Origin of the sequence: Pseudoalteromonas sp. T1lg23B (assembly GCF_002964665.1) — a bacterium.
Taxonomy (GTDB): Bacteria; Pseudomonadota; Gammaproteobacteria; order Enterobacterales; family Alteromonadaceae; genus Pseudoalteromonas.
In genome coordinates, this window is sequence record NZ_PQBZ01000030.1 from 333,052 (window position 1) to 356,304 (window position 23,253).

Annotated in this window: 15 protein-coding genes; 13 read left to right on the forward strand and 2 right to left on the reverse strand. The window is 44.0% G+C overall.

Going from position 1 to position 23,253, the window contains the following annotated elements; genetic code table 11:
- Positions 1-46 precede the first annotated feature (46 nt).
- The 4 genes from C2M32_RS08210 (at position 47) to C2M32_RS08225 (ending at position 7,780) form a co-directional block, all read left to right on the forward strand.
- Positions 47-1,852: a glycoside hydrolase family 13 protein gene (locus C2M32_RS08210; RefSeq protein ID WP_442792701.1), complete on the forward strand. Its 1,806-nt coding sequence runs from the start codon at positions 47-49 to the stop codon at positions 1,850-1,852.
- 109 nt (positions 1,853-1,961) lie between these two features.
- Positions 1,962-3,851 (forward strand): alpha-amylase family glycosyl hydrolase, encoded by a 1,890-nt coding sequence (locus C2M32_RS08215; protein ID WP_105167961.1) that lies wholly within the window; start codon positions 1,962-1,964, stop codon positions 3,849-3,851.
- Between the two features lie 2 nt (positions 3,852-3,853).
- Positions 3,854-5,347, forward strand: a complete 1,494-nt coding sequence (locus C2M32_RS08220; protein WP_105167962.1) for an MFS transporter — start codon at positions 3,854-3,856, stop codon at positions 5,345-5,347.
- A gap of 9 nt (positions 5,348-5,356) precedes the next feature.
- Positions 5,357-7,780, forward strand: a complete 2,424-nt coding sequence (locus C2M32_RS08225) for a glycoside hydrolase family 15 protein (protein ID WP_105167963.1) — start codon at positions 5,357-5,359, stop codon at positions 7,778-7,780.
- 77 nt (positions 7,781-7,857) lie between these two features.
- Here C2M32_RS08225 and C2M32_RS08230 read toward each other — a convergent pair whose 3' ends face one another.
- Positions 7,858-8,307 (reverse strand): YtoQ family protein, encoded by a 450-nt coding sequence (locus tag C2M32_RS08230; protein WP_105167964.1) that lies wholly within the window; start codon positions 8,305-8,307, stop codon positions 7,858-7,860.
- Positions 8,308-8,530: 223 nt separating this feature from the next.
- Between C2M32_RS08230 and C2M32_RS08235 the strand changes: the two genes are divergently transcribed.
- The 7 genes from C2M32_RS08235 to C2M32_RS08265 all read left to right on the forward strand — a co-directional run bounded on the left by C2M32_RS08235 (position 8,531) and on the right by C2M32_RS08265 (position 19,775).
- Positions 8,531-9,946 (forward strand): MATE family efflux transporter, encoded by a 1,416-nt coding sequence (locus C2M32_RS08235; RefSeq protein ID WP_105167965.1) that lies wholly within the window; start codon positions 8,531-8,533, stop codon positions 9,944-9,946.
- Positions 9,947-10,468: 522 nt separating this feature from the next.
- Positions 10,469-11,761: a flavin monoamine oxidase family protein gene (locus C2M32_RS08240; RefSeq protein ID WP_105167966.1), complete on the forward strand. Its 1,293-nt coding sequence runs from the start codon at positions 10,469-10,471 to the stop codon at positions 11,759-11,761.
- A gap of 53 nt (positions 11,762-11,814) precedes the next feature.
- On the forward strand, positions 11,815-14,850 hold the full coding sequence (gene vioB, locus C2M32_RS08245) for an iminophenyl-pyruvate dimer synthase VioB (protein ID WP_105167967.1): 3,036 nt from the start codon (positions 11,815-11,817) through the stop codon (positions 14,848-14,850).
- A gap of 4 nt (positions 14,851-14,854) precedes the next feature.
- Positions 14,855-16,144, forward strand: a complete 1,290-nt coding sequence (locus C2M32_RS08250; protein WP_105167968.1) for an FAD-dependent oxidoreductase — start codon at positions 14,855-14,857, stop codon at positions 16,142-16,144.
- A complete protein-coding gene (locus C2M32_RS08255; RefSeq protein ID WP_105167969.1) occupies positions 16,144-17,268 on the forward strand; it encodes a tryptophan hydroxylase in 1,125 nt (374 codons plus the stop codon). Before C2M32_RS08250 ends, C2M32_RS08255 begins: the two co-directional genes overlap by 1 nt.
- A gap of 11 nt (positions 17,269-17,279) precedes the next feature.
- Positions 17,280-17,885 (forward strand): violacein biosynthesis enzyme VioE, encoded by a 606-nt coding sequence (gene vioE / locus C2M32_RS08260; RefSeq protein ID WP_105167970.1) that lies wholly within the window; start codon positions 17,280-17,282, stop codon positions 17,883-17,885.
- A 492-nt stretch (positions 17,886-18,377) separates the two neighbouring features.
- On the forward strand, positions 18,378-19,775 hold the full coding sequence (locus C2M32_RS08265) for a pre-peptidase C-terminal domain-containing protein (RefSeq protein ID WP_105167971.1): 1,398 nt from the start codon (positions 18,378-18,380) through the stop codon (positions 19,773-19,775).
- Positions 19,776-19,869: 94 nt separating this feature from the next.
- Here C2M32_RS08265 and C2M32_RS08270 read toward each other — a convergent pair whose 3' ends face one another.
- A complete protein-coding gene (locus C2M32_RS08270) occupies positions 19,870-20,889 on the reverse strand; it encodes a LacI family DNA-binding transcriptional regulator (RefSeq protein WP_105167972.1) in 1,020 nt (339 codons plus the stop codon).
- Between the two features lie 297 nt (positions 20,890-21,186).
- Here C2M32_RS08270 and glk point away from each other — a divergent pair, with 297 nt between their 5' ends.
- Positions 21,187-22,185 carry a glucokinase gene (glk, locus tag C2M32_RS08275; RefSeq protein WP_105167973.1) on the forward strand — a complete coding sequence of 333 codons (999 nt, stop codon included), beginning with the start codon at positions 21,187-21,189 and terminating at the stop codon, positions 22,183-22,185.
- 21 nt (positions 22,186-22,206) lie between these two features.
- On the forward strand, positions 22,207-23,220 hold the full coding sequence (locus C2M32_RS08280) for a LacI family DNA-binding transcriptional regulator (RefSeq protein WP_105167974.1): 1,014 nt from the start codon (positions 22,207-22,209) through the stop codon (positions 23,218-23,220).
- Positions 23,221-23,253 lie beyond the last annotated feature (33 nt).

Below are 23,253 nucleotides of genomic sequence, written 5' to 3' on the forward strand. Positions count from 1 at the left end.
AGCTTATTTAACCGTTTTATATTTCCTGTTTGCCCTGTGTAGCTTGATGCGTCATGAAGCATTAAAAGCCTACCAAGTTGAACCACAAAACTGGTGGGTGGGAATGCACCACCCATATTTACAAATTATGATCAGGCAGGCCAATGTTGCCAGTGCCAAGGTCAGCCTACGCCCTTACAAAGGGGTGAAACTGTTAGGGGTCGAGCATGGTGACAGCAACAACTACGCCTTTATTAATTTACACATTGATGAACGTGCACGAGCGGGTAAATTAATATTCGATGTAAGTTATCAACACAGCACAGATGTACTCAGTTATCCACTCATCGCACGTCAACCTCACAGCGCCGCGCGTCGGGGGTTCTCTAGTAAAGATATCATTTACCTCATCAATCCCGACAGATTCGCAAATGGCGACGCCACTAACGATAGCGTTGCAGGTCTGTATGAACAGGCTAGACCCGATTTTAAAGGCGGGCGTCACGGGGGGGATTTACAAGGGATCATTGCGCGCCTAGATTACATCAAAGAAATGGGGTTTACACAGTTGTGGTTAACTCCTGTGCGTGAAAACAACATGCGCGAATATTCTTATCATGGTTACGCACTGACTGACTTTTATAAAATCGACCCTCGGATGGGGAGTAATGAGCAATACCTTGAGTTCACTCAAGCGGCTGCCAGTCGCGGAATTGGTGTGATCATGGATATGGTACTTAACCACAGTGGCTTAAACCATTGGTGGGTAAAGGATAAGCCGACCAAGGATTGGCTTAACTTTGAGGGTGAGTTTAGTGGTACGAGCCATGCCAGACAAACCATTCAAGACCCTCATGCGAGTGAGTTCGACAAAAAGCAGTTTAACGATGGCTGGTTTGTGCCAAGTATGCCAGATCTCAATCAGCGTCAGCCACTACTGGCGACCTACCTAATACAAAATGCTATTTGGTGGGTGGAATATGCCAACTTAAGTGGCATTCGGGTGGATACCTACTCTTATTCAGATAAAGCTTTTTTGGCCAAGTGGACCGAGCGCGTAATGGACGAATATCCCAACTTCAATATTGTTGGTGAGGAATGGAGCACTAATCCAGCTATCGTTTCATACTGGCAGCGTGGCAAAGTCAATCAAGATGGTTACACCTCACATTTGCCCAGTGTGATGGATTTCTCGTTACAAGAGGCGCTTGTTAAGGCTCTCAATGAAGAGGAAAGTTGGAACACAGGCTGGGTGAGGGTGTATCAATCCATCGCCAATGATTTTCTCTATCCAGACACTCACAATTTACTGATATTTTTGGATAACCATGACATGAGTCGGGTATTTACTGAGTTAGGCCAAGATGTAGAAAAAACACAACTGGCGATGACCTTACTGCTAACCACTCGTGGTATTCCTCAGATTTACTATGGCACCGAAGTGTTGCTTGATAACACCGGTTCACACGATCATGGTGATATTCGAATTGATTTTCCTGGAGGGTTTCAAGGCCACAAGCAAGATGCGGTATCAGCAAAGGGACTGAGCAAAGCGCAACAAGCAATGCAAGAGCATGTACGAACTTTGGCTAAGATAAGAAAAGCATACCCAGCACTGAGCGGTGGTGAACTGGTGCATTTTAGCCCTTATGATGGCATATACAGCTATGTTCGACAGGATAAAACACAGCATATTTTGGTGTTACTCAATAAGAACCAAACGCCAACAACCGTCAGCATGATGCGTTATCAAGAAGTACTACAAGGTGCAAAAACAGCGAGGGATTTACTGAATAATGCACAGGTGGATGTGTCGACAAGTCTAGAAATACCGACAATGGCTGCAAGAGTGTTACTGCTAGAGCGTGACTAGAATATGAATCCTTATGGTGAATACGTATGCAGAAGGTTCAACCTCGGTTGTAAGCCAAGGTAGACTGCAATAAGCCACATTATGACAACAACAAGCGACAACAAGTGTAATGAGAAATCTAAAATCTAAGGCTGTACTCAACAAGCTAAGATACTCGGTATTAAGTGCCGCGTGCAGTGTGTTGATACTGGGGTGCTCTGAGCCACAAAAAAATGCTCAGACGAGCCACCAACATGAGCATTTAAGCCCTCAAGCAGCATTGAGTAAGCCTGTTGTGTACCAAGTATTCACGCGTTTATTTGGTAATCAGCAAACCGCGAATGTGCCTTGGGGCACAGTTGAGCAAAATGGCGTGGGTAAGTTTGCTGACTTTACCCCCAAGGCGCTACAAGAAATCAAGGCGCTCGGGACAACCCACATTTGGTACACAGGTGTACTACATCACGCATTGGTGACCGATCATAGTAAATTTGGCATTGCTGCTGATGATCCTGATGTGGTCAAAGGTCGTGCGGGATCACCGTATGCTGTTAAAGACTATTACAATGTTAATCCTGATTTGGCGATAGACCCAAGTCAACGTCCGGCAGAATTTGATGCATTGATAGAACGCACTCACCAAGCTGGTATGAAGGTGATCATTGATATTGTGCCTAATCATGTAGCCCGTAACTATCAATCAATGTCGGCCCCTGAAGGCGTAAAAGACTTTGGCGAAAACGATGACACGTCAAAAGCATATGCTCGGGATAACAACTTCTACTATGTGGTGGGTGAAGATTTCAAGGTGCCCACCTCGCCAGATTACCAGCCTTTGGGGGGAGAAGCTCACCCTAAAAGTGACGGTCAATTTCATGAATCGCCTGCGAAATGGACAGGCAACGGCGCACGCGCCGCTCAGCCTGACATTAATGATTGGTACGAAACTGTTAAAGTTAATTATGGGGTAAAACCTGATGGAAGCTATGACTTTGAGCGCCTACCTGAGGATTACGCACAACGCGATATTCAGGCCCATTATGAATTTTGGCAGCAACAAGACCTACCTGATAGTTGGTACAAATTTCGTGATATAGCCTATTACTGGTTAAATCGAGGGGTTGATGGCTTTCGCTACGATATGGCGGAAATGGTGCCGGTAGAGTTTTGGAGCTTTCTAAACGCCTCAATCAAAATGAAAAATCCAGAAGCATTTATTCTCGCTGAAGTGTATAACCCCGCTCTGTATCGCGACTATATCCAGCAAGGGAAAATGGATTATCTCTACGACAAAGTTGGCTTTTACGACAGCTTGAAAGCGCTCATGCAACAAACCGGTCACGCGAAGGATGTATTAGCGGCACATCAAAGTGTGCAAGATATCTCAAAGCACATGCTGCACTTTTTAGAGAACCATGACGAACAACGTATTGCCAGTGCTGAATTTGCTGGTGATGCGCGGATGGGTAAACCCGCAATGGTGGTGTCGCATCTGATCAGCAAAGCACCAACCATGTTGTATTTTGGGCAAACGGTTGGTGAGGATGGCTCGGAAGAGGCGGGGTTTGGTAAGCCTAGTCGCACCAGCATTTTTGACTATATTGGTGTACCTGCTCATCAGGCATGGATGAACGGCGGAAAGTTTGATGGTGGCCAGTTGACGCAATCGCAGCGCGCGTTACGCGCCTATTATGTAAAACTCATGTCGCTCAGCACCTTACCAGTTGTGGTCGCAGGAGATTTACTGCCAGTGGTCGTTGAAAGTGATGATCACAGTGCACAACAACGCATAATGGCGTTTGCACGTCATTATGCGGCACAGAAGATTGTTGTTGCCAGCAACTTTGATGCAAATCAATCGCATACGTTCAGTTTACGATTGCCTAATGATTGGCAGCAAAATGCCAACACCGTTGTTCGTGATTTATTAGAAAACCATCCAGTGCAAACGGTACAAGATGGTCAAATTATGATTACTTTAGCTCCACGCGCAAGTGTGGTTTATTTACTTGAGGATTAGCCATGCAACAACAAAAACCGAACTTAAGCTTTTGGCAAATCTGGAATATGTGCTTTGGTTTTCTGGGCATTCAATTTGGTTTTGCGCTGCAAAATGGCAACGTAAGTCGTATTTTTCAGACATTAGGGGCATCCGTAGACGATATTCCCATTCTTTGGGTCGCTGCTCCGTTAACCGGCTTGATAGTACAACCCATTGTGGGGTACTGGAGTGATAAAACTTGGGGACGTTTAGGGCGTCGTCGACCTTTCTTTTTATATGGTGCTATTTTAACAACACTGTCGTTATTTATTATGCCGAACTCGCCAACGCTTTGGATAGCTGCGGGTGTATTGTGGATCATGGACGCCTCTATCAATGTGACCATGGAACCTTTTCGCGCGTTGGTTGGTGATAACCTGAATGAAAAGCAGCGAGCTACTGGCTACTCGATGCAGAGCTTTTTCATCGGAGTCGGGGCGGTTGTTGCCTCTGCATTACCTTGGATGATGACCAATTGGTTTGGTATTAGTAACACTGCCAGTGAAGGACAAATCCCTGAATCGGTAAAATATGCATTCTATTTCGGTGGTGCCATTTTATTTGTGGCAGTAACGTGGACCGTCATTAAAACCAAAGAGTACAGCCCAACACAACTAGCCAAGTTTGATAGTGATAACAGCGAGCTACCTTTAGACAATGCGTCGCTTAAAGTGATTAACTTTGCCAAAGGCGCACTGGTATTTGCGTTACTTGGCGGCGGTTTACTGGGCTGTGTAGTGGCGTTGGAATTGGAAAAAGAACTGTATTTGCTAGCCGCGCTATTACTGAGCTTTGCTTTGGTGCAACTCATAGCAGGTTTTCTACAGAACAAACAGCGTGTGAGTGGCGGTTTCTATCAGGTGGTTTATGACGTGTTTACTATGCCAAAAACCATGCAGCAACTGGCGGTTGTACAGTTTTTCAGTTGGTTCTCATTGTTTGCTATGTGGATTTACACCACATCGGCGGTAACCAGTTTTCACTATGCAACAACGGATGTCACCAGCAAAGCTTACAATGATGGAGCCGATTGGGTTGGGGTGTTATTTGCTGCCTATAACGGCTTTGCTGCTCTTGCAGCAATTGCTATTCCAGTGATAGTAAAGCGGGTGGGGCTAGCTTGGGCACACTGTATCAATTTACTACTGGGCGCTGGGGCTTTGATAAGCTTCATGTTTATTCAACAGCCGCAACTTTTGTGGCTGCCTATGATAGGCGTTGGGTTTGCTTGGGCATCAATTTTGTCCTTGCCTTACGCGATGCTGAGTAACTCATTGCCAAGCAATAAGATGGGGGTGTTCATGGGAATTTTTAATTTCTTTATTGTCATACCTCAGCTACTAGCCGCCAGCATTTTAGGGCTTATTCTAAGACACCTTTTTGATAATCAACCTATCTACGCGTTAGTGATAGGGGGCGTGTCATTTATTTTTGCCGCTGTATCTGTGTTGCGTGTGAAAACACATTCTGCCTAGGGGAACGAAATGAGAAAAACGATAAATAAACTCACGATTGCTTTACTGACTGCGGGTCTTGTCGGTTGTGGAAATACGACTTACAACAGTCAAACAGAAGTAGATACGATTGCACCGGGTGCCCCTGGAGAAAAACCATTTTGGGCTTATTCTGGAAAGACAGGCATTGGCACCTCCTATGAGGCGTACAAAGAGGGTCAATACAGCAATCAGGCGCATACTGGCGAAGTATCAAAGGTTTGGTTTTCAATCGCTAAGGGCATGATCACCGAGACTATGTTTGGACTAATTCATCAAGCACAGTTAAAAGACTTACAAATGGTGATCACGGGTACTGATGATGAGGGTAAGGCTTTTAGCGTTAAAGAAAGTGATGTTGATGCTCTAGATATCAGTGTTGATTATTTGCATAAAGACTCTGCGGGCCGACCGCTGTCTTTAGCATACAAGATCACCAGTAAAGACAAGCTAGGTCGCTTCGTACTAGAAAAGCATGTTTTCACAGACCCTGACGGACAAAGCCTGTTTGTACGCTCGCAAATCAACAGCTCTATAAAATCACCATTGCAGGCATATGTGTCAGCAAATCCATACATTAACAACAATGGTGTGAATGACTTTGCAAACGTTACGGCCAATGGTTTGGTTGCTAATGAAGGTGACAATTATCTCACCATGCAAGCAAAAGGTGGTTTTGCTCAGGCATCGGTCGGCTTCACAGGAAAAAGTGATAATTTGACATCACTGATGGAGCAACAAAAACTGGCTCAATCATACACTTCAACCGGTGAAACTGCTGGTAACGTTAGCTTATTGGGCAAACTAGGTGAAGTTAATCACTCTGCACAGTTTGATTTTGTATTGAGTTTTGGCAAGTCACAGGCGCAAAGTGCTAAGCAAGCTAAGCAGACCCTAGACAAAGGCTATCAGGCAGTACTAGATGCCTATAACGGAGGCTGGGAAACTTATCTTTCACAGCTAACGCCGTTACAGCGGTTAACGCAATTTAGTGCGGATCAAGGTAAATTACTGCATACCAGTGCTATGGTGCTTAAAGCGCAAGAAGACAAAACCTATGCAGGGGCATTAATTGCTTCGCTATCAAATCCATGGGGCGATACCGTATCAGCGGTAGAAGGCTCAACTGGATACAAAGCGGTATGGGTGCGAGATTTCTATCAAGTTGCGATGGCGTTTATGGCAATGGGTGATGTTCACACAGCCAAAACTGCGTTTGAGTATTTAGAAAAAGTGCAAGTGAAAGACAGCACCCCTGGTAACAAAGGCGATACAGGGTGGTTTTTACAAAAAACCCACGTAGACGGCGAGCTTGAATGGGTTGGCGTACAACTAGATCAAACCGCAATGCCGATTATGTTGGCGTGGAAACTTTATCAGGCTGAGGTGCTGAGCGAGCAAGAGCTTACTTATTGGTATACCAAAATGCTTAAACCAGCGGCTGATTTTTTAGTACACGGCGGCAAGGCTAAGATCCTTTGGAATGATACTCAAATTACCCCGCCAAGCACGCAGCAGGAGCGTTGGGAAGAGCAAAATGGTTATTCGCCGTCGACGACCGCGGCGGTGATCTCAGGTTTGGTAACGGCATCTGAAATAGCGAAGCATAGCGGTGATGTTGCCGCTGCTGAACGATATCTGGAAGTGGCTCAACAATATGATAAGCAAGTTGAAGCATTAATGTTCACCAGTGAAGGGGTGCTCAAAGAGCAAGCTCAGAGCCAAGCGAGTGACGGACGCTATTTCATCAGGATTGGTCAAGATTCTGATCCAAACAGCAATAGTAAAATAAACAGCAATAATGGCCGAGAAGGGATGAATAAGAAAGCCATTATCGATGGGGGTTTCTTAGAGTTGGTTCGCTACGGTGTGCGCGCCGCTGATGCGCCAAGTATTTTGGCGACATTGCCAGAGTATGAAGATGAAAGCATGGTCGACAACTTGCGTGTTAAATACAGCTTTACCTTTGATGGCGTAGAGGGCAGCTTCCCTGGGTACCGTCGTTATGGTAACGATGGCTATGGTGAAGATGAAGTAACGGGTAGCAATTATGCCGAAGGGGGACAAAATACACCGGGACAGCGTGGTCGAGTATGGCCGTTCTTCACTGGTGAGCGAGGACACTACGAAATTGCTGCGGCCTCATTGAGTAACAGTTTGTCGGCGCAAAAAGTGCAGAACATTAAGCAAACCTACGTAAAAGGCATGGAACTGTTTGCTAACGAGGGCATGATGTTGCCAGAGCAAGTATGGGATAACGTTGGTGTAAACCCTAAGGGGTATGCATTTGGTGAAGGCACAAACTCAGCAACGCCACTTGCTTGGACGCATGCTGAATACGTCAAGTTGGTTCGCTCGCTTGCTGATAAGCAAGTGTGGGATCACTATCCTGTGGTAGAACAAAAGCTTAAATAGCAACACACGTAGTAGAATAACCTTAAAAATAGCAGGTCTTGGCCTGCTATTTTTTTGATGATTTTTATACTGTCATGTTAACTGAGTTGGTCGGATAATAGATATGTCAATATTTCAACGACTTGCTCAGGAGTCGTTGCCCAAGCTTGGGCTGAACCATCGACTTCTTTTAATGGATGTATCAATGCTTCGCTGTGAAGTGTGATATAGGGTTTGTTCAGTGCAGCACAATAGCCCGCATCAAAAGCAGCATTCCACTGTTTATATTGCTCACCAAAACGGATCACAGCTAAATCGCATTGTTCAATGAGTGTTTTGGTGCGGATTGCGTTGACTTTGGCTGACTTATGATCGCGCCAGAACCCATTCACTTCTTCACCAAGGCAATCACCCGCAGCATCACTCGCTTCATGGACGGTTACCGCAGATGAAAATTTGATATCCAGATTGGCTGCTTTACTGCCCTCGATAATCTGCTCGCGCCAGTCGGTATGAATTTCTCCACTTAGGTATACTTTAAATGTCACGCTTACCTCCATAATGATGATGTAATTGGCTTTTTGAGTGAACAGGGTAACGTGCTTATCGCGATTATCAAAATAAAGGCGCTAATCAGTATAAAACGCTGAGTGAAATGCTTATCGGCATTTATATGTGCTCAAAATCAATAAACTTGGTGTCGGTTTAACATTGGTAACATTTCATCTTTACACTTCCTCGCTTTAGCCATATCTAAATTTAAGGATAATTATGAGCATACAGTCATCAAGTGTTGATGCTGAATTAGACCACGCGGACACGCCCTTACTCACAAGCAATATCACCAAGCAATTTTTGCTGATTGCCATTCCCACCACGCTTGGCATGGTTATCAATGGTCTGTACAGTTTTGTTGATGCTATTTTCATTTCAAAGGGGATTGGTAGTCACGCGATGGCAGCCGTCTCTGCCGTGTTTCCTATCCAAATGCTATTGATAGCCATCAGCACTATGCTTGGAAGCGGCATGGCTTCATTGGTTTCTCGCTATTTAGGTGCGAAACGGCAAAAAGATGCTGATACGGTATTCAGTGCGTCATTTTCATTGGCGATAACAATTGCAGTTATTTTATGCTTACTCATATATTTTAATTTAGCGGCGATATTTGATTTTTTGAAAGTGCCACAACACCTTAGAGTAAATGCGACCGACTATATCACGCCAATAGTACTATTTTGGATAATTGGTTTTGTCAGCAATCAGATAACGGAAGGATTTCGAGCGTCTGGCAATCCAAAGGCAATGATGCAAGTTTTATCCAGTGCATCAATTTTAAATATTATTCTTGATGCCGTATTTATATTTGGTTTCGGTTGGGGAGTGTCTGGTGCTGCTTGGGCCACTATTATCGCTATTTTTGTGGCTTTGCTGCTTGGCATTAAATTGCAGAAAAGTGGGGAGAGTGAGGTCGGCTTTAACAGGGAGTATTTATTTAGCTCCATTAAAGTACATTTTAGAATTCTCAGTTTAGGGCTGCCGGTGTTGATGTCTCATGGTGGTTTTTCATTGACCTTAGCGGCTACGGTATATTCTATTTCCACATTTTTTAGTGAGCAGCCTGATACTATTATTGCGGCTCACGGTATTTTGGTTCGTTGTTATATGTTTTTATTCTTGCCGATTATAGGGATGATGATAGCGTTACAAACGTTGTCAGGTTTTAACTATGGTGCGGGCCAATATCAACGAGTGCGTAGTGCTTATCTAGTGGCTATTTCAGCCAGTACACTATGGGGGCTAATGGTCACTTGGCTGTTGTGCTTCAATGCCGACCTACTCATTAGGCTGTTTACCAATGACACTCAAGTCATAGCGCAAGGTTTAGATATCGCTAAAGTGTGTTTTGCAGGTTTTATTACCGCAGGGTTTTGCATGATGTCTAGTGGGCTATTCCAAGGTATGGGCCGTGCATTACCAGCGACATTTTTGGATGCTGCTAGAAACTATATTTTACTGTTCCCGCTCATGTATCTATTGCCTACGTATTTTGCTAAGGAAGACCTCTGGTTCGCGTTTCCTATTGCTGATGTTGTTGGTGGGGTGTTCGCCTTGAGCTTTTCACTGATAACTTTACAGTATTTGACGCATCGCGAAGATTTACCACTAGAACATAAAAAATTCATATAAAAATATTAGTTGCAAATAAATGGACTCAGTATTGCCGAATCTAACTTTATGGTGATGCTGATGTTCAGCAAAGGCAGCCCTTAATAATGTACACCAACCATTTGTTCCTGTTATAGATATTCAATTTATTGTCCTTGTTTTTCCTTTCTTGCATGGCTTTATATATTCATAAATAAACTATTGCACATTTATTTGTCACTTTAAAAATAATTAGCTTATTCATCCGGTTATATATTTTAAATGCTTGTTTATCGCAATTAATCGCCATTGTTGCGTTAAAGTTGCTTTAAGTCTGTCAATAAACGTCATTTATCAATAATTAGTGGGCATTATTCAATGCAGACTTACTGTGTATATAAAACCTTAAGATTTCTGAAACATTAAAGCCGTAACTTTATTCCCCGACCAAGGTACTAGATTACTTGGTTTGGTAATAATTGGAACAAAACACATAGATGTAGAAGCAGTAAATACTATGAAAACTTAACGAATTATGGCTCAGGATCATCAAGGAATATAACGATGTCTAATATTGAACACTCAGTTTCTATTGTTGGAGCTGGTATTTCAGGTATCATGTGCGCGCTGACGCTGGCTCGCTCACAAACTTGCAAAGGCTGGTCGATTAATGTTTATGAACAAAAATCAAGAGTAGGCGGACGAGCACATACCACCTTCATAAATGATCAATTCCTTGATCTGGGCGCTGGCAGGTTTTGTTCTCAAATACATTTAAATGTTTATGAGTTAGTTAAAACACTCAATCTTGAGTATGAAACATTTCCATTCACGCAGTTAAAAACGTCGCAGCCTATTCAAAAAGAGCTAAAGCAATTGCTTGATAATTTAAAGCCCCTTATTGATGAGCATAGGAATGATTCCTTTAGTCACTTTTTATCTACCTATTTGGGAAAAAGCAAAGCACTAGATGTGATTATGGCGTTAGGCTATGACTCTCTTTCGCTGCCTATTATTTCACCTTCAATTGCGTACGATATCATTGAAAAGCACCCCGAGACGCAAGGGTTTTCTGAGAATGTTGGCTACCAATGGTACAACTTAAAAGAAGGCTTTTCAGCGTTAACTCAGGCACTATATGAGCAAGCTTTACTACTTGGTGTGAACTTTCATTTTAATCAAGAATTGGTAGCGATAGAACATAGCCTTGATTGTCATAATCTGATCCTTGAAGATCAGCAAGGGCAACGTCAAACCCTCTCTAAGGGCTATAAAATAGTGACGCTGCCTCCTTCAAGAATGCAGTTGTTAGATAATGAGTTTCCTACACGATGGACCAATTATAGTTATGGATCAAGCCCTTTGTTTAAAGGGTTTTTCTTTTATTTAGATCCGTGGTGGCAAGAGTTAGGGTTGACTGATCATGTCGTAATTACCCGTAACCCAATTCGTAAGTTGTACTTTAAAGACAGCAAGTATGTGTTCTTTTACACGGATGGTGAAAATGCACTTTACTGGCAAGATATGGTCAGCCAAGGCGAGCAGCATTATCTACAAGCCGTTAGAAACTTCATTGCAGATGCGTTGCATCAGTCAGCTGAGTCTATTCCCGTTGCGCATTCCCATACCTATAAATTCTGGACTCATGGCGTTGAGTTTTCAAAGGAGTGCTGCCCTGAACATCCTTTCTATCTGACATTAGGCGATGATAGCGTTATTTCTCTTTCAGATGCTTACACACATCACTGCGGCTGGATGGAGGGGGGAGTTTTGGCTGGCAGACATACCGCAGAGGCCATCATCAGTAAGCAAAGTTCACAGCTTCGCACACATGAAGCAGCGGTGGCGTTCACATGATGGTAAGAAAATCTCAATTTAATATCAAAGTAATAACAAGAAGTGGAATATAAATGAGTGTTTTAGATTTACCACGGATACATTTTAAAGGTGTTGCTAGAGTTAATGTGCCAACGGCTAATCGCAATGTTCACAACACCTTGGAGATAGCCACCAACACAGTATTACATAAAGGCCAAGCTGTAGATATTAAAATGTCCCCAAAGGCCTATCATGAATATTTACAGTCACTGGGACCTAAACTTAATGCCCAAGGAATGGCGGATGAAAATGGGCAGTTTAGTCTGGCATGTGGTTACAACATGTCGGGGAACAATCATTTTTCATGGCATGATACAGAAATTACCGCATTGCAAATTCGCCCTGGAGAATGCCTACAACAGGATCCCCTTTTAGGCGGTACTTTGAATCTATGGGGGCATTATAATGAATACTTGCGGACTTCATTTAATCGCGCTCGTTGGGTTGATAATGACCCCACTCGGCCAGACTCAGCGCTGATTTATGCGGGGCAACTCACCATTAGCGCACCAAATAGCGAAGCTAATACGGCGCATGTATTTTCCGCTGATATTGATTGTACTCACGGGGTGCGCTGGCTAAATCCAGGTTACATTGAACAGCCTCAACCGCATGGGTTTGCAGCAGACCTTGCAGCGGCTCGGCTGTTTCAATTCACGGTAAGTAAAGACTCAAAAGATTTTATTATCAATCAGTTGAATTTAGAATCTGAGTTTTTAGAGCACCTCAAATTGGCACTGGCGGAGCCAGATGTTAAAGGACTGATTGTTCAATATTGTGTGAGTAATCTATCGCCACCAAGCCAGCCAAATATGGCGGTGTTTTGCGACCTGCATGGCAGTATTGGATTGTGGCGTGAGCACGAAATGGCCACCTGTCCCGCAGGTAGGATATTGCAACCTGAAAACCACGAACATTTCTCAAATATTGCGCTTCAGGTATCGCAACATGGGTTAAGCTTGAATATGGCAATCAGTGTTGGCCATCAGGGATACTTAGAAGCTTTGCCAGTCGACTCGGGTTTGCCCCCGAAGTTGGCAGACAAAGTGTCACTTGGGGATTTGCAACTCCAGAGCAAAGAGGGTCAAACCCTAGCGATGATTCCAGAGGCACTTTATAACCAGAGTCTCAAGACCGCTGGCATCATCGACATTCCTATCGAGTTGAATGCTTCAGACTTGGCTAACCAGTCCCTAAAGCTCGTGAGTGACAAGCATAGCTGGCATGAAATAGATTGGTACGTGCAAGGGGAGCAACATATTACTTATATGGAGTCTCCAAATCCTAAATCGAATCAGAAAAGTAACCAGCTTGTAGAGGTTTACAGTTATTTCAGAGGCACGCCTCGCGCTATCAATAAGTTGGCGAGTCACAATTGTACGACACAACTCATATCATGTGCTCCGTATGTTGAAACCGCTGAGAATGGTCGTGGTCAGTTTCTCATTGAAGCCTTGTCCGCAGGGAGTGGACAGATCTTTTTAGGTGAACAACATAGTCCGTTACAAGTGCGGGTACTCAGTGACGATTGGGCATTGTTGGATGTTCCCGATGAACAGGTTGACTATGATTTCTTGTATGAAAATGTCATGGCTTACTACGAGTTTATATACCCATTTATGGCTGACAAAGTATTTAGCATGGCGGATAAATGTAAATGTGAAACATATGCTCGTCTAATGTGGCAAATGTGCGATCCGAATAACAAGCACAAGAGCTATTACATGCCAAGTACTCGCGAGATGTCTTTGGCACAATCCTATTTGTTTTTAAAATATCTCGGCAATGTTGAAAACTCAGCCATACCTAAGTCTTTGCCGCCATGTAACACTGAATTAGCCGTAGCAGGCAAAATCAAAAGTAAAGCACAGCTTATTCAAGCGCTAAGGGATGCAGTCGATCTCGAATTGTCTATCATGTTGCAATATCTATACAGCGCCTATTCGCTGCCAACTTACGCGGCAGGGGAGCAATTCGTTAAAGCTGGACGCTGGACTAGCGAGCAATTAGCGTTGGTAAATGGCAGCGCGGATAGAAGGCATAACAGTGGTTGGCGCGGCGTTCTTCTGGAAATAGCCCATGAAGAAATGATCCACTATCTGGTGGTTAATAACTTGTTGATGTCTCTGGGTGAGCCATTTTATGCAGGTACGCCAGTGCTAGCGGAGCAGGCACACCGTAAATTTGGCTTGGATACCGACTTCTCATTTGAGCCTTTTAGTGCGCAGATGATAGCCAAGTTTGTGCGTTTTGAGTGGCCTACCTTTATTCCTACTATCGGCCGCTCAATTGCAGATTTCTATGCTGACATAAAGCAGGCCTTTGAAGAACTGCCTGACCTATACCCCGAGGGAAGTGTAAGCTCTGGTGGCGAGCATCATTTGTTTTTAAATGAAGTGGTCAATCGCAATTATCCGGGCTATCAGTTTGAGGTCTACAATCGTGAAACAGCACTGTTCGCGATTCAATTTGTGACCGAACAGGGAGAGGGGGTGTGTGAGCAAACCGAGCAATTTGAACTCAGTCATTTTAATCGGCTTCGTCAGATCTCCAAGGCACTTAATCAGCAAGATATACCTTTTGAGAGCGCATATCCCGTGCTCAAAAATCCAGTTTTTGAAGCCAGAGTTGGCTGCAACCTTGTTACTAACCCACAAGCGCAATCACTTATGAGATTTTACCAAGAATGTCATGAGTTGATGTTTCAAATCATGATGCACCATTTTGCGCAAACACCACGGGGGAGTTTACGGCGCTCTCGTTTAATGAATGCTGCGATTGACCTAATGACGGGCATTCTACGTCCACTATCAGTGCATTTGATGACCTTACCTTCGGGGATTGAGGGACGCAATGCTGGACCACCTGTCCCTAGAGCCGTTGAATCATCGGTGGCTGAGGACTATGCGCAAGGATGTGCCCAATTGTCGCAGCGCTGTGCAACTTTGGCTGATATGGCAAGAAATTTAGATCTTATTCAAACACCTGACACGCAAATAGAACTGCTGGAGTTTTTCCAACAACAAATGGCAGATCTCGCAGCAGGAAATCTTTCAAGGGAAGGCTAATACAATGAAAAAAATAATCATCGTGGGCGGCGGTTTGGCAGGTGGTTTGACCGCCATCTATCTCGCCAGACGCGGCTATGAAGTGCATATTATTGAAAAAAGAGGTAACCCGATAGACAGTCAAGCAGACTACATTGACCAAGTCAGCTCTAGGGCTATTGGCGTGAGTATGACCGTGCGCGGTATTGAGGCGGTTGTAGCTGCGGGGATCCCACTTGAAGAGTTGCAAGCTTGTGGCGTACAAGTGTCGGGGATGGCATTTTTTGTTAACGGTCAAGCCAAGGTCAGGGAATTGCCACCACTGGGTGAGTTAAAGCCGTTATCACTGAGCCGTAGTGCATTTCAGGTGTTATTAAATAAGTACGCACATCTAGCTGATGTACATTACCACTATCATCAGCGTTGTATTGAGGTGGATTTAGACAATGCCAGCATTTTAACTCAAGACGACTCGGGTCAATTTACCACTCATAAAGGAGACTTGATTATTGCCGCTGATGGCGCACGTTCATGTGTACGTGATGCGATGCAAACGCATTGTCGTCGCTTTGAGTTTCATCAATCATTTTTCAAACACGGCTATAAAACCTTGGTGATCCCAGATGCGTCGAAGGTTGGTTTACGTACTGATTTACTGTACTTCTTTGGAATGGACTCAGGGGGCGAGTTTGCAGGCAGGGCGGCAACTATTCCAGATGGAAGCATTAGCTTTGCTGTGTGTTTGCCATACACAGGTCAGGTGAGTTTACATAGTAAAGATCAAACTGCGATGCGTGCTTTCTTTGAACAATACTATCGAATGGTTCCAGATGAGATTCGTCAGTCTTTGTTTGAACAATTTATGGAAAAACCGAGCAACGATTTAATTAATGTTCGCTCGTCTACTTTCCATTATAAGAATAAGGCTGTACTGATCGGTGATTCAGCGCATGCAACCGCGCCATTTCTAGGCCAAGGCATGAATATGGCACTCGAAGATGCATATGTTTTAGATCAGTTATTTGCACAATACGATGGCGACCAAGATGAGATATTGCCAAAGTTTACCCTGCTGCGTAAGAAAGAAGCGGATGCGATGCAAGATATGGCTCGCGCTAACTATGAAGTGCTTTCTTGCTCTAACCCAGTCTTTTTCATGCGCGCGCGCTTCGCTCGATACATGAATAAAAAGTTTCCCGGGCTCTACCCGCCAGATATGGCCGAAAAGCTGTACTTTACCTCTATGGCATACAGCGAGCTTAGAAACGTTCAACAAAAACAAAATGTTTGGTACAAAATAGGGAGAATGAATTAATGAACATTTTAGTGATCGGTGCAGGCCCTGCCGGATTGATGTTTGCGAGCCAAATCAAAAAACTGAATCCGCAGTGGAATATTCGTATCATCGAAAAGAATAACCAAGAAGAGAGTGTAGGATGGGGGGTGGTTTTACCAGGTAGAGCGCCTCATCATCCAGCCAATCCATTATCTTATTTGTTGGATCATGAAGCGCTAGATGCGCAGTATTTAGAGACGTTTAAACTGACACACCACAACGACAGTGCAATGAAAAGCACAGGCGTCACCTTGTGTGGTGCAGAGCGAAAATCTATGATCAAAGCGCTTAGAGCGCTTTGTGAAAGCCTCGATATTCCCATTGAGTACGAGCAACCAGTGTTAGATGAAGCGCAGTTGGCCTGCGACCAATATGATCTTGTGGTGGTATCTAACGGCATTAGTCACACCACACATTTCTATCGCGAAGCGCTCAAACCTGAGATTGATTTCGGTAAAAACCGTTACATGTGGTATGGCACACCTCAGCTATTTGATGAAATGAACCTCATTTTTAAAGCTCATTCCAGTGGTGTGTTTGTTGCCCATTCTTACAAGTATTCGAGCAATATGAGTACTTTTGTTGTTGAATGTAGTGAACAGACATATCAAAAATCCGGTTTAGATGAAATGTCACCTGAGCAGGGCGAAGCATTCATCGCTGGAGTGTTTAGTAGAGAGCTTGATGCACAGCCAGTCATAGCACAGCCCGGTTTGAAATGGCGTCAGTTTATGACCTTAAGCCATGAAAAAGCCTACGATGGTAATATTGTTTTGTTAGGCGATGCCTTACAGTCTGGCCACTTTTCTATCGGTCATGGTACCACCATGGCGGTAGTCGGCGCACAATTGTTAGTTAAGTCAGTACATCAGCACAGCCACAACATTGATATGGCATTGGAAGACTTTAATGAGCGTGTGATGCCTGTTATGAAGTTGTTTAGTCAGCATGCTGAAATTAGCCGGCTTTGGTTTGAAAGTGCAGAAGACAACATGCATCTGACGACCCCTGAAATTGCCCAAGCGTTTGCTCAAAGGCGAGCGTCATTACCCGCACTTCCTGAAGCATTACAAGAGGCGCTTAAATATGCGCTTCAGCGCTAGTAGGTGTCATTATGGAACTGAATAAATTGGATAAAGTACCACCAAAACTACCCGACAACTGGAGCAGCAGTTACATATCTTACTGGCAACCTATGTTGAGTGAGGATGATATCACTTCTGGTTATTGCTGGTTTGACTATGAGAACAACGTGTGTCGCATTGATGGTCTATTTAACCCTTGGAGTGAAGCGCAAAAGGGTCATCGCTTATGGATGTCGGAAGTCATGTATCCTAGCAGCCGAGAATCTTTCAAGGCGAAAGTCGCATACACCAGAGCACACACCAACATGCCCAGTGAGTTTGTTGAGTCGGTACTTGATGATGAAGTGGATGCATGTCATGAACTCATTTTAACTCAGGATGTGTTGCTACAGTGTGATGCCCAATTTGCGGGAATACACGATGTATTGGGTCAATCCGCAGAAGCGTGGACTTTCGAGCGACCGCATGGCAAAGGCCCAGCAACGTACTACTTTGTAGCAGGCACCAATCAGTTATTGAGAATGGTTACGGGGGACCCAAGTGTTCATGCATCGGTTCGGGACTTTCCGAATTTTAACACGCTAACCATACCAGCTAGCACGTTTGATGTGGTCAAACTAAAATCGCTCGAATAGACGGTTGTTGGCACTGAGAATGAGGCATGCCAACCATGTAAACTGACATGGTTGGTCATGAAAACTAATATTGTACTGACACAGGATGAAATTTTTAAGTTGTATTTTTTGCAATTTTAACTTGTGGTTTTTTTTAAAGTAAGTAAATACATCAACGCGTTACCCTATCATTCCTCTACCTTCCAGTAAGATGTTTTTTGTAAATATATTAAGATATTTGATAATAAATATTGAAATGTTTATTTTTGCATGCCATATTTTTTGAGCAGGTATTAACATCTGCTTAATCTTAATTTACTCAACAATCATTTAGGAGACGTATATGTTTACAGTAATCGTAGTACGCCCTAGTGATCTGCATGAATGTTCGGTTGACTATCACTTAAGCGAGTGGTTCGACGAATAACCCCACCTGAATTTTAAAGCCTAACTATGCCCACATTTTCGTTGCGGCAGGAATAACTATAACTATTAAAATTCAGGTAAATTCTTATGAAAAACAACACGAACATTCTATCTGCATCACTAGCAGCCTGTTTGCTTGCGAGCATTAACAGCTATGCATGTCTAACCAATGAAATTGAATCAAACAATACAGAAAGCAGTGCCAATAGCGGGCTCTGTAGCAATACATTGGTCAGTGGGGAGCTGTCGAGAAACGATACAGACTGGTTTTCTTTTGAAGTGACGCAAGCGGGTGCCATTGACATTTCACTCGATCACAGCAGTGGTGATGATTTTGACTGGTTTCTATACCAGCAAACGGGTCCAGCCGTCGCTAGCAAAGAAACCAGTCAGGTTCCTGAGTCAGGAAGTTATATTGCAACAACCACGGGGACTTATTACGTTAAGTTAACGCGTTATAGCGGCTCAGGCTGGTATGATCTCAATGTGCGTTTTGACCAAAGCAATACACCGCCTCCACCACCGAGTGGTAGTTGCAGTTATGGGGAACGACCATCCAAACCCGGTGCGCTTAAAGCTTATCTAGCAGGTAACAGCGCGGATGCGTGTAATGCACTCAATTCAGGTAATGGTGCAGCCTTGTTAATGGGTGGTGGAACAGATGTCGATAGTGCGTTTAGTCAACGGGTAACCCCCCATGTTGGCAGTGGTGCAGATGTGGTGGTCTTACGTACATCAGGCACCAATGCTTATAACGATTATCTGCTCACACTTATGGGAGCTGATTCGGTCGAAACCCTGATTGTAGACTCAGTTAGCAAAGCAAATGACCCTTACGTTGAATGGGCTATTCGCAGTGCTGAATTTGTCTGGTTTGCAGGAGGGGATCAATCCGATTATCTCAATCAATGGCAGGGGACGGCAGTACAAACCGCAGTTCAGCACGTTTTTGATAAAGGCGGCGTTGTTGGTGGTACCTCGGCAGGCATGGCATTGATGGCTGACAGTATCTATGATCCAGACGCAGTGCTAGGTGCGGTTTCAAGTGAAGTCGTCACTGATTATTGTCATGAGACACTAAACTTTAGTAGTCATTTTGTTTCCATTCCAATGCTAAATAATGCTTTGACCGACACACACTTTGCTGAGCGAGACAGAATGGGTCGCGCGGCGGTATCACTTGCAAGACATAGTAATGGTCATTTCAATATTGCGGCTGATGAAGCGACTTCAATTTTTATTACCGCTGATGGTAATGGGGTCGTAGATGGCAGTGCTGCGGTGTACATTCTAAAAGAGACTGCGCAAACCCAGCGAGTGGCGTTGGCATGTGGGCAGGCCGTTGAATATCAGGATATTTTAAGAGTGAAGTTGCAAAGTGGCGATAGCTATAATGTCTATAGTCATGCGCATACGGGTGCCGAGCTGATGCTGTCAATTGACGGTAACTTGAGTAACTTTTACCAGCCAACTAACCCTTACTAGGCTCAATACGTATAACTTTTGACGTTAAAGCGCACAATTCAATCTATTACGAAAGTATAGCATTGTGCGCTTTTATACAGCTGACTTAAAATTTTTAGGTATTTCGGACGATTAGATTAGGTGGTAATAACGTAGACTCTACGGTTTCACCACGGATCAGACTGAGTAGATTCGAGACCAGCATTTGCCCTGCTAATGTGGTGTTTTGTTGCACGGTCGTAAGTGCTGGAGACACATAACTTGCCGCGGGAATATTATCAAACCCTACCACACGCACATCATTGGGAACCGCAATACCCGCTTCTTGCAGCGCACGGATAGCCCCAATGGCTATTAAATCACTGGCTGCAAACAGTGCATTAAAGTGAACATTATTTGCAATCAAAGATTTTGTTGCGTGATAGCCAGAATCTTCTGTGGAGATAGCATTGGCGATTTTACGTTCATTTAATTGAATACCTTTGGCTTGAAACGTGTCTTTAAAGCCTTGATAGCGAGCGAAAAACTCAGGGCTATGATGAGATGCATCACCAATAAAAGCGCAATCAGTACGTTTTTGGTCAATTAAGTGCTGTGCGGCCAGTTGGCCACCACCATAGTTATCACAGCTGACTGTCAAGTCGGGCCTACCATCAACCTTAGCGCCCCAACAGACAAATTTAGTGTCTTGCTCCAACAGTTGTTGTAAACGTGATTGGTAGTCCAAGTAATCGCCATAGCCTAATAAAATAATACCATCGGCGCGATGACTATCTTCATAATCGGCGCGCCAATCTTGACTGCTTGATTGAAAAGATACCAATAAGTCATACCCTTCTTTCGAGCAGGCACGTGTAATACTGCCTAGCATACTTAAAAAGAAAGGGTTGATTTGTGACTCGTCAGTGGTTGGGTCTTCAAACAGCAACAGCGCTAAAGTACTACTTTGCTGGGTACGTAAGTTGCTGGCATTTTTGTCTACTTTGTAGTTCAGTTTTGCGGCAACTTCGTGCACTTTGCGTCGAGTTTCTTCATTGACTAAGGGGCTATTTCTCAGCGCACGCGAAACCGTAGACTGCGACACACCAGCGTAGTGGGCAATATCAAAAGATGTTGCTTTACCTTTATGCTTCATTTTTATACTCAACAGTAGTTAACTCAGTTATTGTCAGGATCTGAACAAATATTTCAACCAATTTCGCCATAATCCTAAATTTTTTATTGCCACTATCTGACACCGGTGTCATAATGTGGGTGTTTTATCATTTTGTTGTCAAAACGTATTGGCTGCCCAACAAGTGTGGGCAGCACTTTTTTACGTCAGTTAGCGTGCAAAATTAACTGAATGACCAATAGAAATACTTGCACTAGCAACCTGGGCTTGGTGCATAAAAATAAGCGCGTATCGCGCAATGACAAAAGAGAAAACAACATGACCCAGACAACAAGTTACCAACATCAAGATTTTGATCCGATTGTCGTTGCCGATATTGGTGGAACGAACGCAAGATTTGCTATCGTCACGCATTATTGCCAACAAACTCGTCAATTCGAAATACAACATCAAATCACTTATCCAAGTGCAGAGTTTCAGTCTTTTGAAGCTGCTTTACACCGCTTTCTTAGCCAATTACCGATAGATAGACCTAAAAGAGCGTGTCTTGCGGTCGCCGGTCCAATTAAATCGCAACAGGTTTACTTAACGAATCTTGGCTGGCATTTCGGCATTGCAGAACTCAAAACTCAAATGCAGTTTGATGAGCTAGCAGTAATCAATGACTTTGCTGCTTTTGCCTATGCAGCGCCGTATTTGGATACAAAGCAAAACCTAATCATTAAATCTGGCCAGCCTGAACCAGATGCAAACATTGCCGTGATGGGGCCAGGTACGGGGTTTGGTGCGGCATGCTTGGCACGTGACATTAATGGCAGTGCGGTGATGAGTTGCGAAGCTGGACATATCAACTTGGCACCAGTGACAGCCCTAGACAGACAATTATTACATGCTCTGCGTTCCAACTTACAACATGTTTCAATCGAAAGCGTGTTCTCAGGTCCTGGCATCGCGCGCCTATATCGAGCCATGGCCGAAGTAAAAGGGCATACTCCAATGGATTTGAACGCCTCGCAAATTAGCCAACTGGCGCCGGAATGTGATGTGTGTGATGCAACTTTGACGCACTTTTGTGACTGGATGGGGAGTGTAGCGGGTGATCTAGCCCTGACATTTGGTGCGCTCGGTGGAGTGTACATTGGTGGTGGTATTTTACCTCGCATGACAGATCGCTTATTATCGAGTCGATTTATTGAACGGTTCACTGAGAAAGGGTTAATGTCGCAGTACGTTGGACAAATCCCGGTGACTTTAGTAGTACAAGACAATATTCCTCTTATTGGTGCCGCGGCATGTTTGCATGAGCGTCGCGCATAGCAAGGGGCCTGGAATAATTGCATGAAGAAAGTAACCATTAATAGTGTTGCAACCTACGCTGGCGTATCCAAAAAGACGGTTTCCAGAGTACTTAACAATGAACCAAACGTTAGTCCCGCAACGCGTGAGAAAGTATTAAAAGTATTTAAAGAGCTGGACTATACGCCAAATCCGATTGCTCGCGGTTTGGCTAGAAATCGCAGCTTTATTATTGGTTGCCTGTACGATAACCCAAGTAAAAGTTACATTACACGGGTACAAAGTGGCGCGTTGGAAGCTTGCCATAAACATCACTACAACTTGCTAATTCATCCATGCGAGCTACGTGGTGAGGAACTTATCGCAAATATCGAGCACTTGCTAACCACGTCAAGACTCGATGGTATGGTTCTAACACCGCCTTTTTCAGACTCACAAGAATTGATCGACTTTTTAAAGAAAAAGAAAATACATTTTGCCCGTGTGGCGTCGGCTATTGATGATGCTGAATCAATCTCGGTACGCAGTAACGACGAGCAGGGGGCGTATGAAATTACTGAGCATTTGATCAAACTGGGCCATAGCAATATTGCTTTTATCAAAGGTCACCCTGATCACAGTGCAACCGAACAGCGTTTTTCAGGCTATCAGCGCGCCCTAGCGGAGCACAATATCGCCTTTAATCCAAAACTAGTTGCAGAGGGTAACTTTAGTTATCACTCGGGGGCTGATAGTGCGAAGGCGATATTGGATCTAGAGCCTAGGCCAAGCGCTGTATTTGCTTCAAACGATTACATGGCAGCAGCGGTATTAAAATTGGCGACACAAAGGCAACTAAAAGTACCCCAAGATATCTCTATAGCAGGTTTTGATAACGCGCCAATTGCCCGTCATATTTGGCCTGGATTGACCACCATTGCACAACCGGTAGAAGAGATGACACGTCAAGCGGTAGAGCAATTGATTTTGCAAATAGGTGATGAGCAAACGCCGGTGTATCAGGCAACGCTTGAAGCAAAACTCATTACTCGAGAGTCAACAGCGCAACATAAGTAAAGTATCCGATTTCAATTATTATACTTGCCCAAA

What these genes read in the sequence shown, in the direction of transcription:
- C2M32_RS08240 (WP_105167966.1), top strand. Translation starts at nt 10,469, where the DNA reads ATGTCTAATATTGAACACTCAGTTTCTATTGTTGGAGCTGGTATTTCA.
- C2M32_RS08225 (WP_105167963.1), top strand. Translation starts at nt 5,357, where the DNA reads ATGAGAAAAACGATAAATAAACTCACGATTGCTTTACTGACTGCGGGT.
- vioB (WP_105167967.1), top strand. Translation starts at nt 11,815, where the DNA reads ATGAGTGTTTTAGATTTACCACGGATACATTTTAAAGGTGTTGCTAGA.
- C2M32_RS08215 (WP_105167961.1), top strand. Translation starts at nt 1,962, where the DNA reads ATGAGAAATCTAAAATCTAAGGCTGTACTCAACAAGCTAAGATACTCG.
- C2M32_RS08210 (WP_442792701.1), top strand. Translation starts at nt 47, where the DNA reads ATGCGTCATGAAGCATTAAAAGCCTACCAAGTTGAACCACAAAACTGG.
- glk (WP_105167973.1), top strand. Translation starts at nt 21,187, where the DNA reads ATGACCCAGACAACAAGTTACCAACATCAAGATTTTGATCCGATTGTC.
- vioE (WP_105167970.1), top strand. Translation starts at nt 17,280, where the DNA reads ATGGAACTGAATAAATTGGATAAAGTACCACCAAAACTACCCGACAAC.
- C2M32_RS08235 (WP_105167965.1), top strand. Translation starts at nt 8,531, where the DNA reads ATGAGCATACAGTCATCAAGTGTTGATGCTGAATTAGACCACGCGGAC.
- C2M32_RS08255 (WP_105167969.1), top strand. Translation starts at nt 16,144, where the DNA reads ATGAACATTTTAGTGATCGGTGCAGGCCCTGCCGGATTGATGTTTGCG.
- C2M32_RS08250 (WP_105167968.1), top strand. Translation starts at nt 14,855, where the DNA reads ATGAAAAAAATAATCATCGTGGGCGGCGGTTTGGCAGGTGGTTTGACC.
- C2M32_RS08270 (WP_105167972.1), bottom strand. Translation starts at nt 20,889, where the DNA reads ATGAAGCATAAAGGTAAAGCAACATCTTTTGATATTGCCCACTACGCT.
- C2M32_RS08265 (WP_105167971.1), top strand. Translation starts at nt 18,378, where the DNA reads ATGAAAAACAACACGAACATTCTATCTGCATCACTAGCAGCCTGTTTG.
- C2M32_RS08220 (WP_105167962.1), top strand. Translation starts at nt 3,854, where the DNA reads ATGCAACAACAAAAACCGAACTTAAGCTTTTGGCAAATCTGGAATATG.
- C2M32_RS08280 (WP_105167974.1), top strand. Translation starts at nt 22,207, where the DNA reads ATGAAGAAAGTAACCATTAATAGTGTTGCAACCTACGCTGGCGTATCC.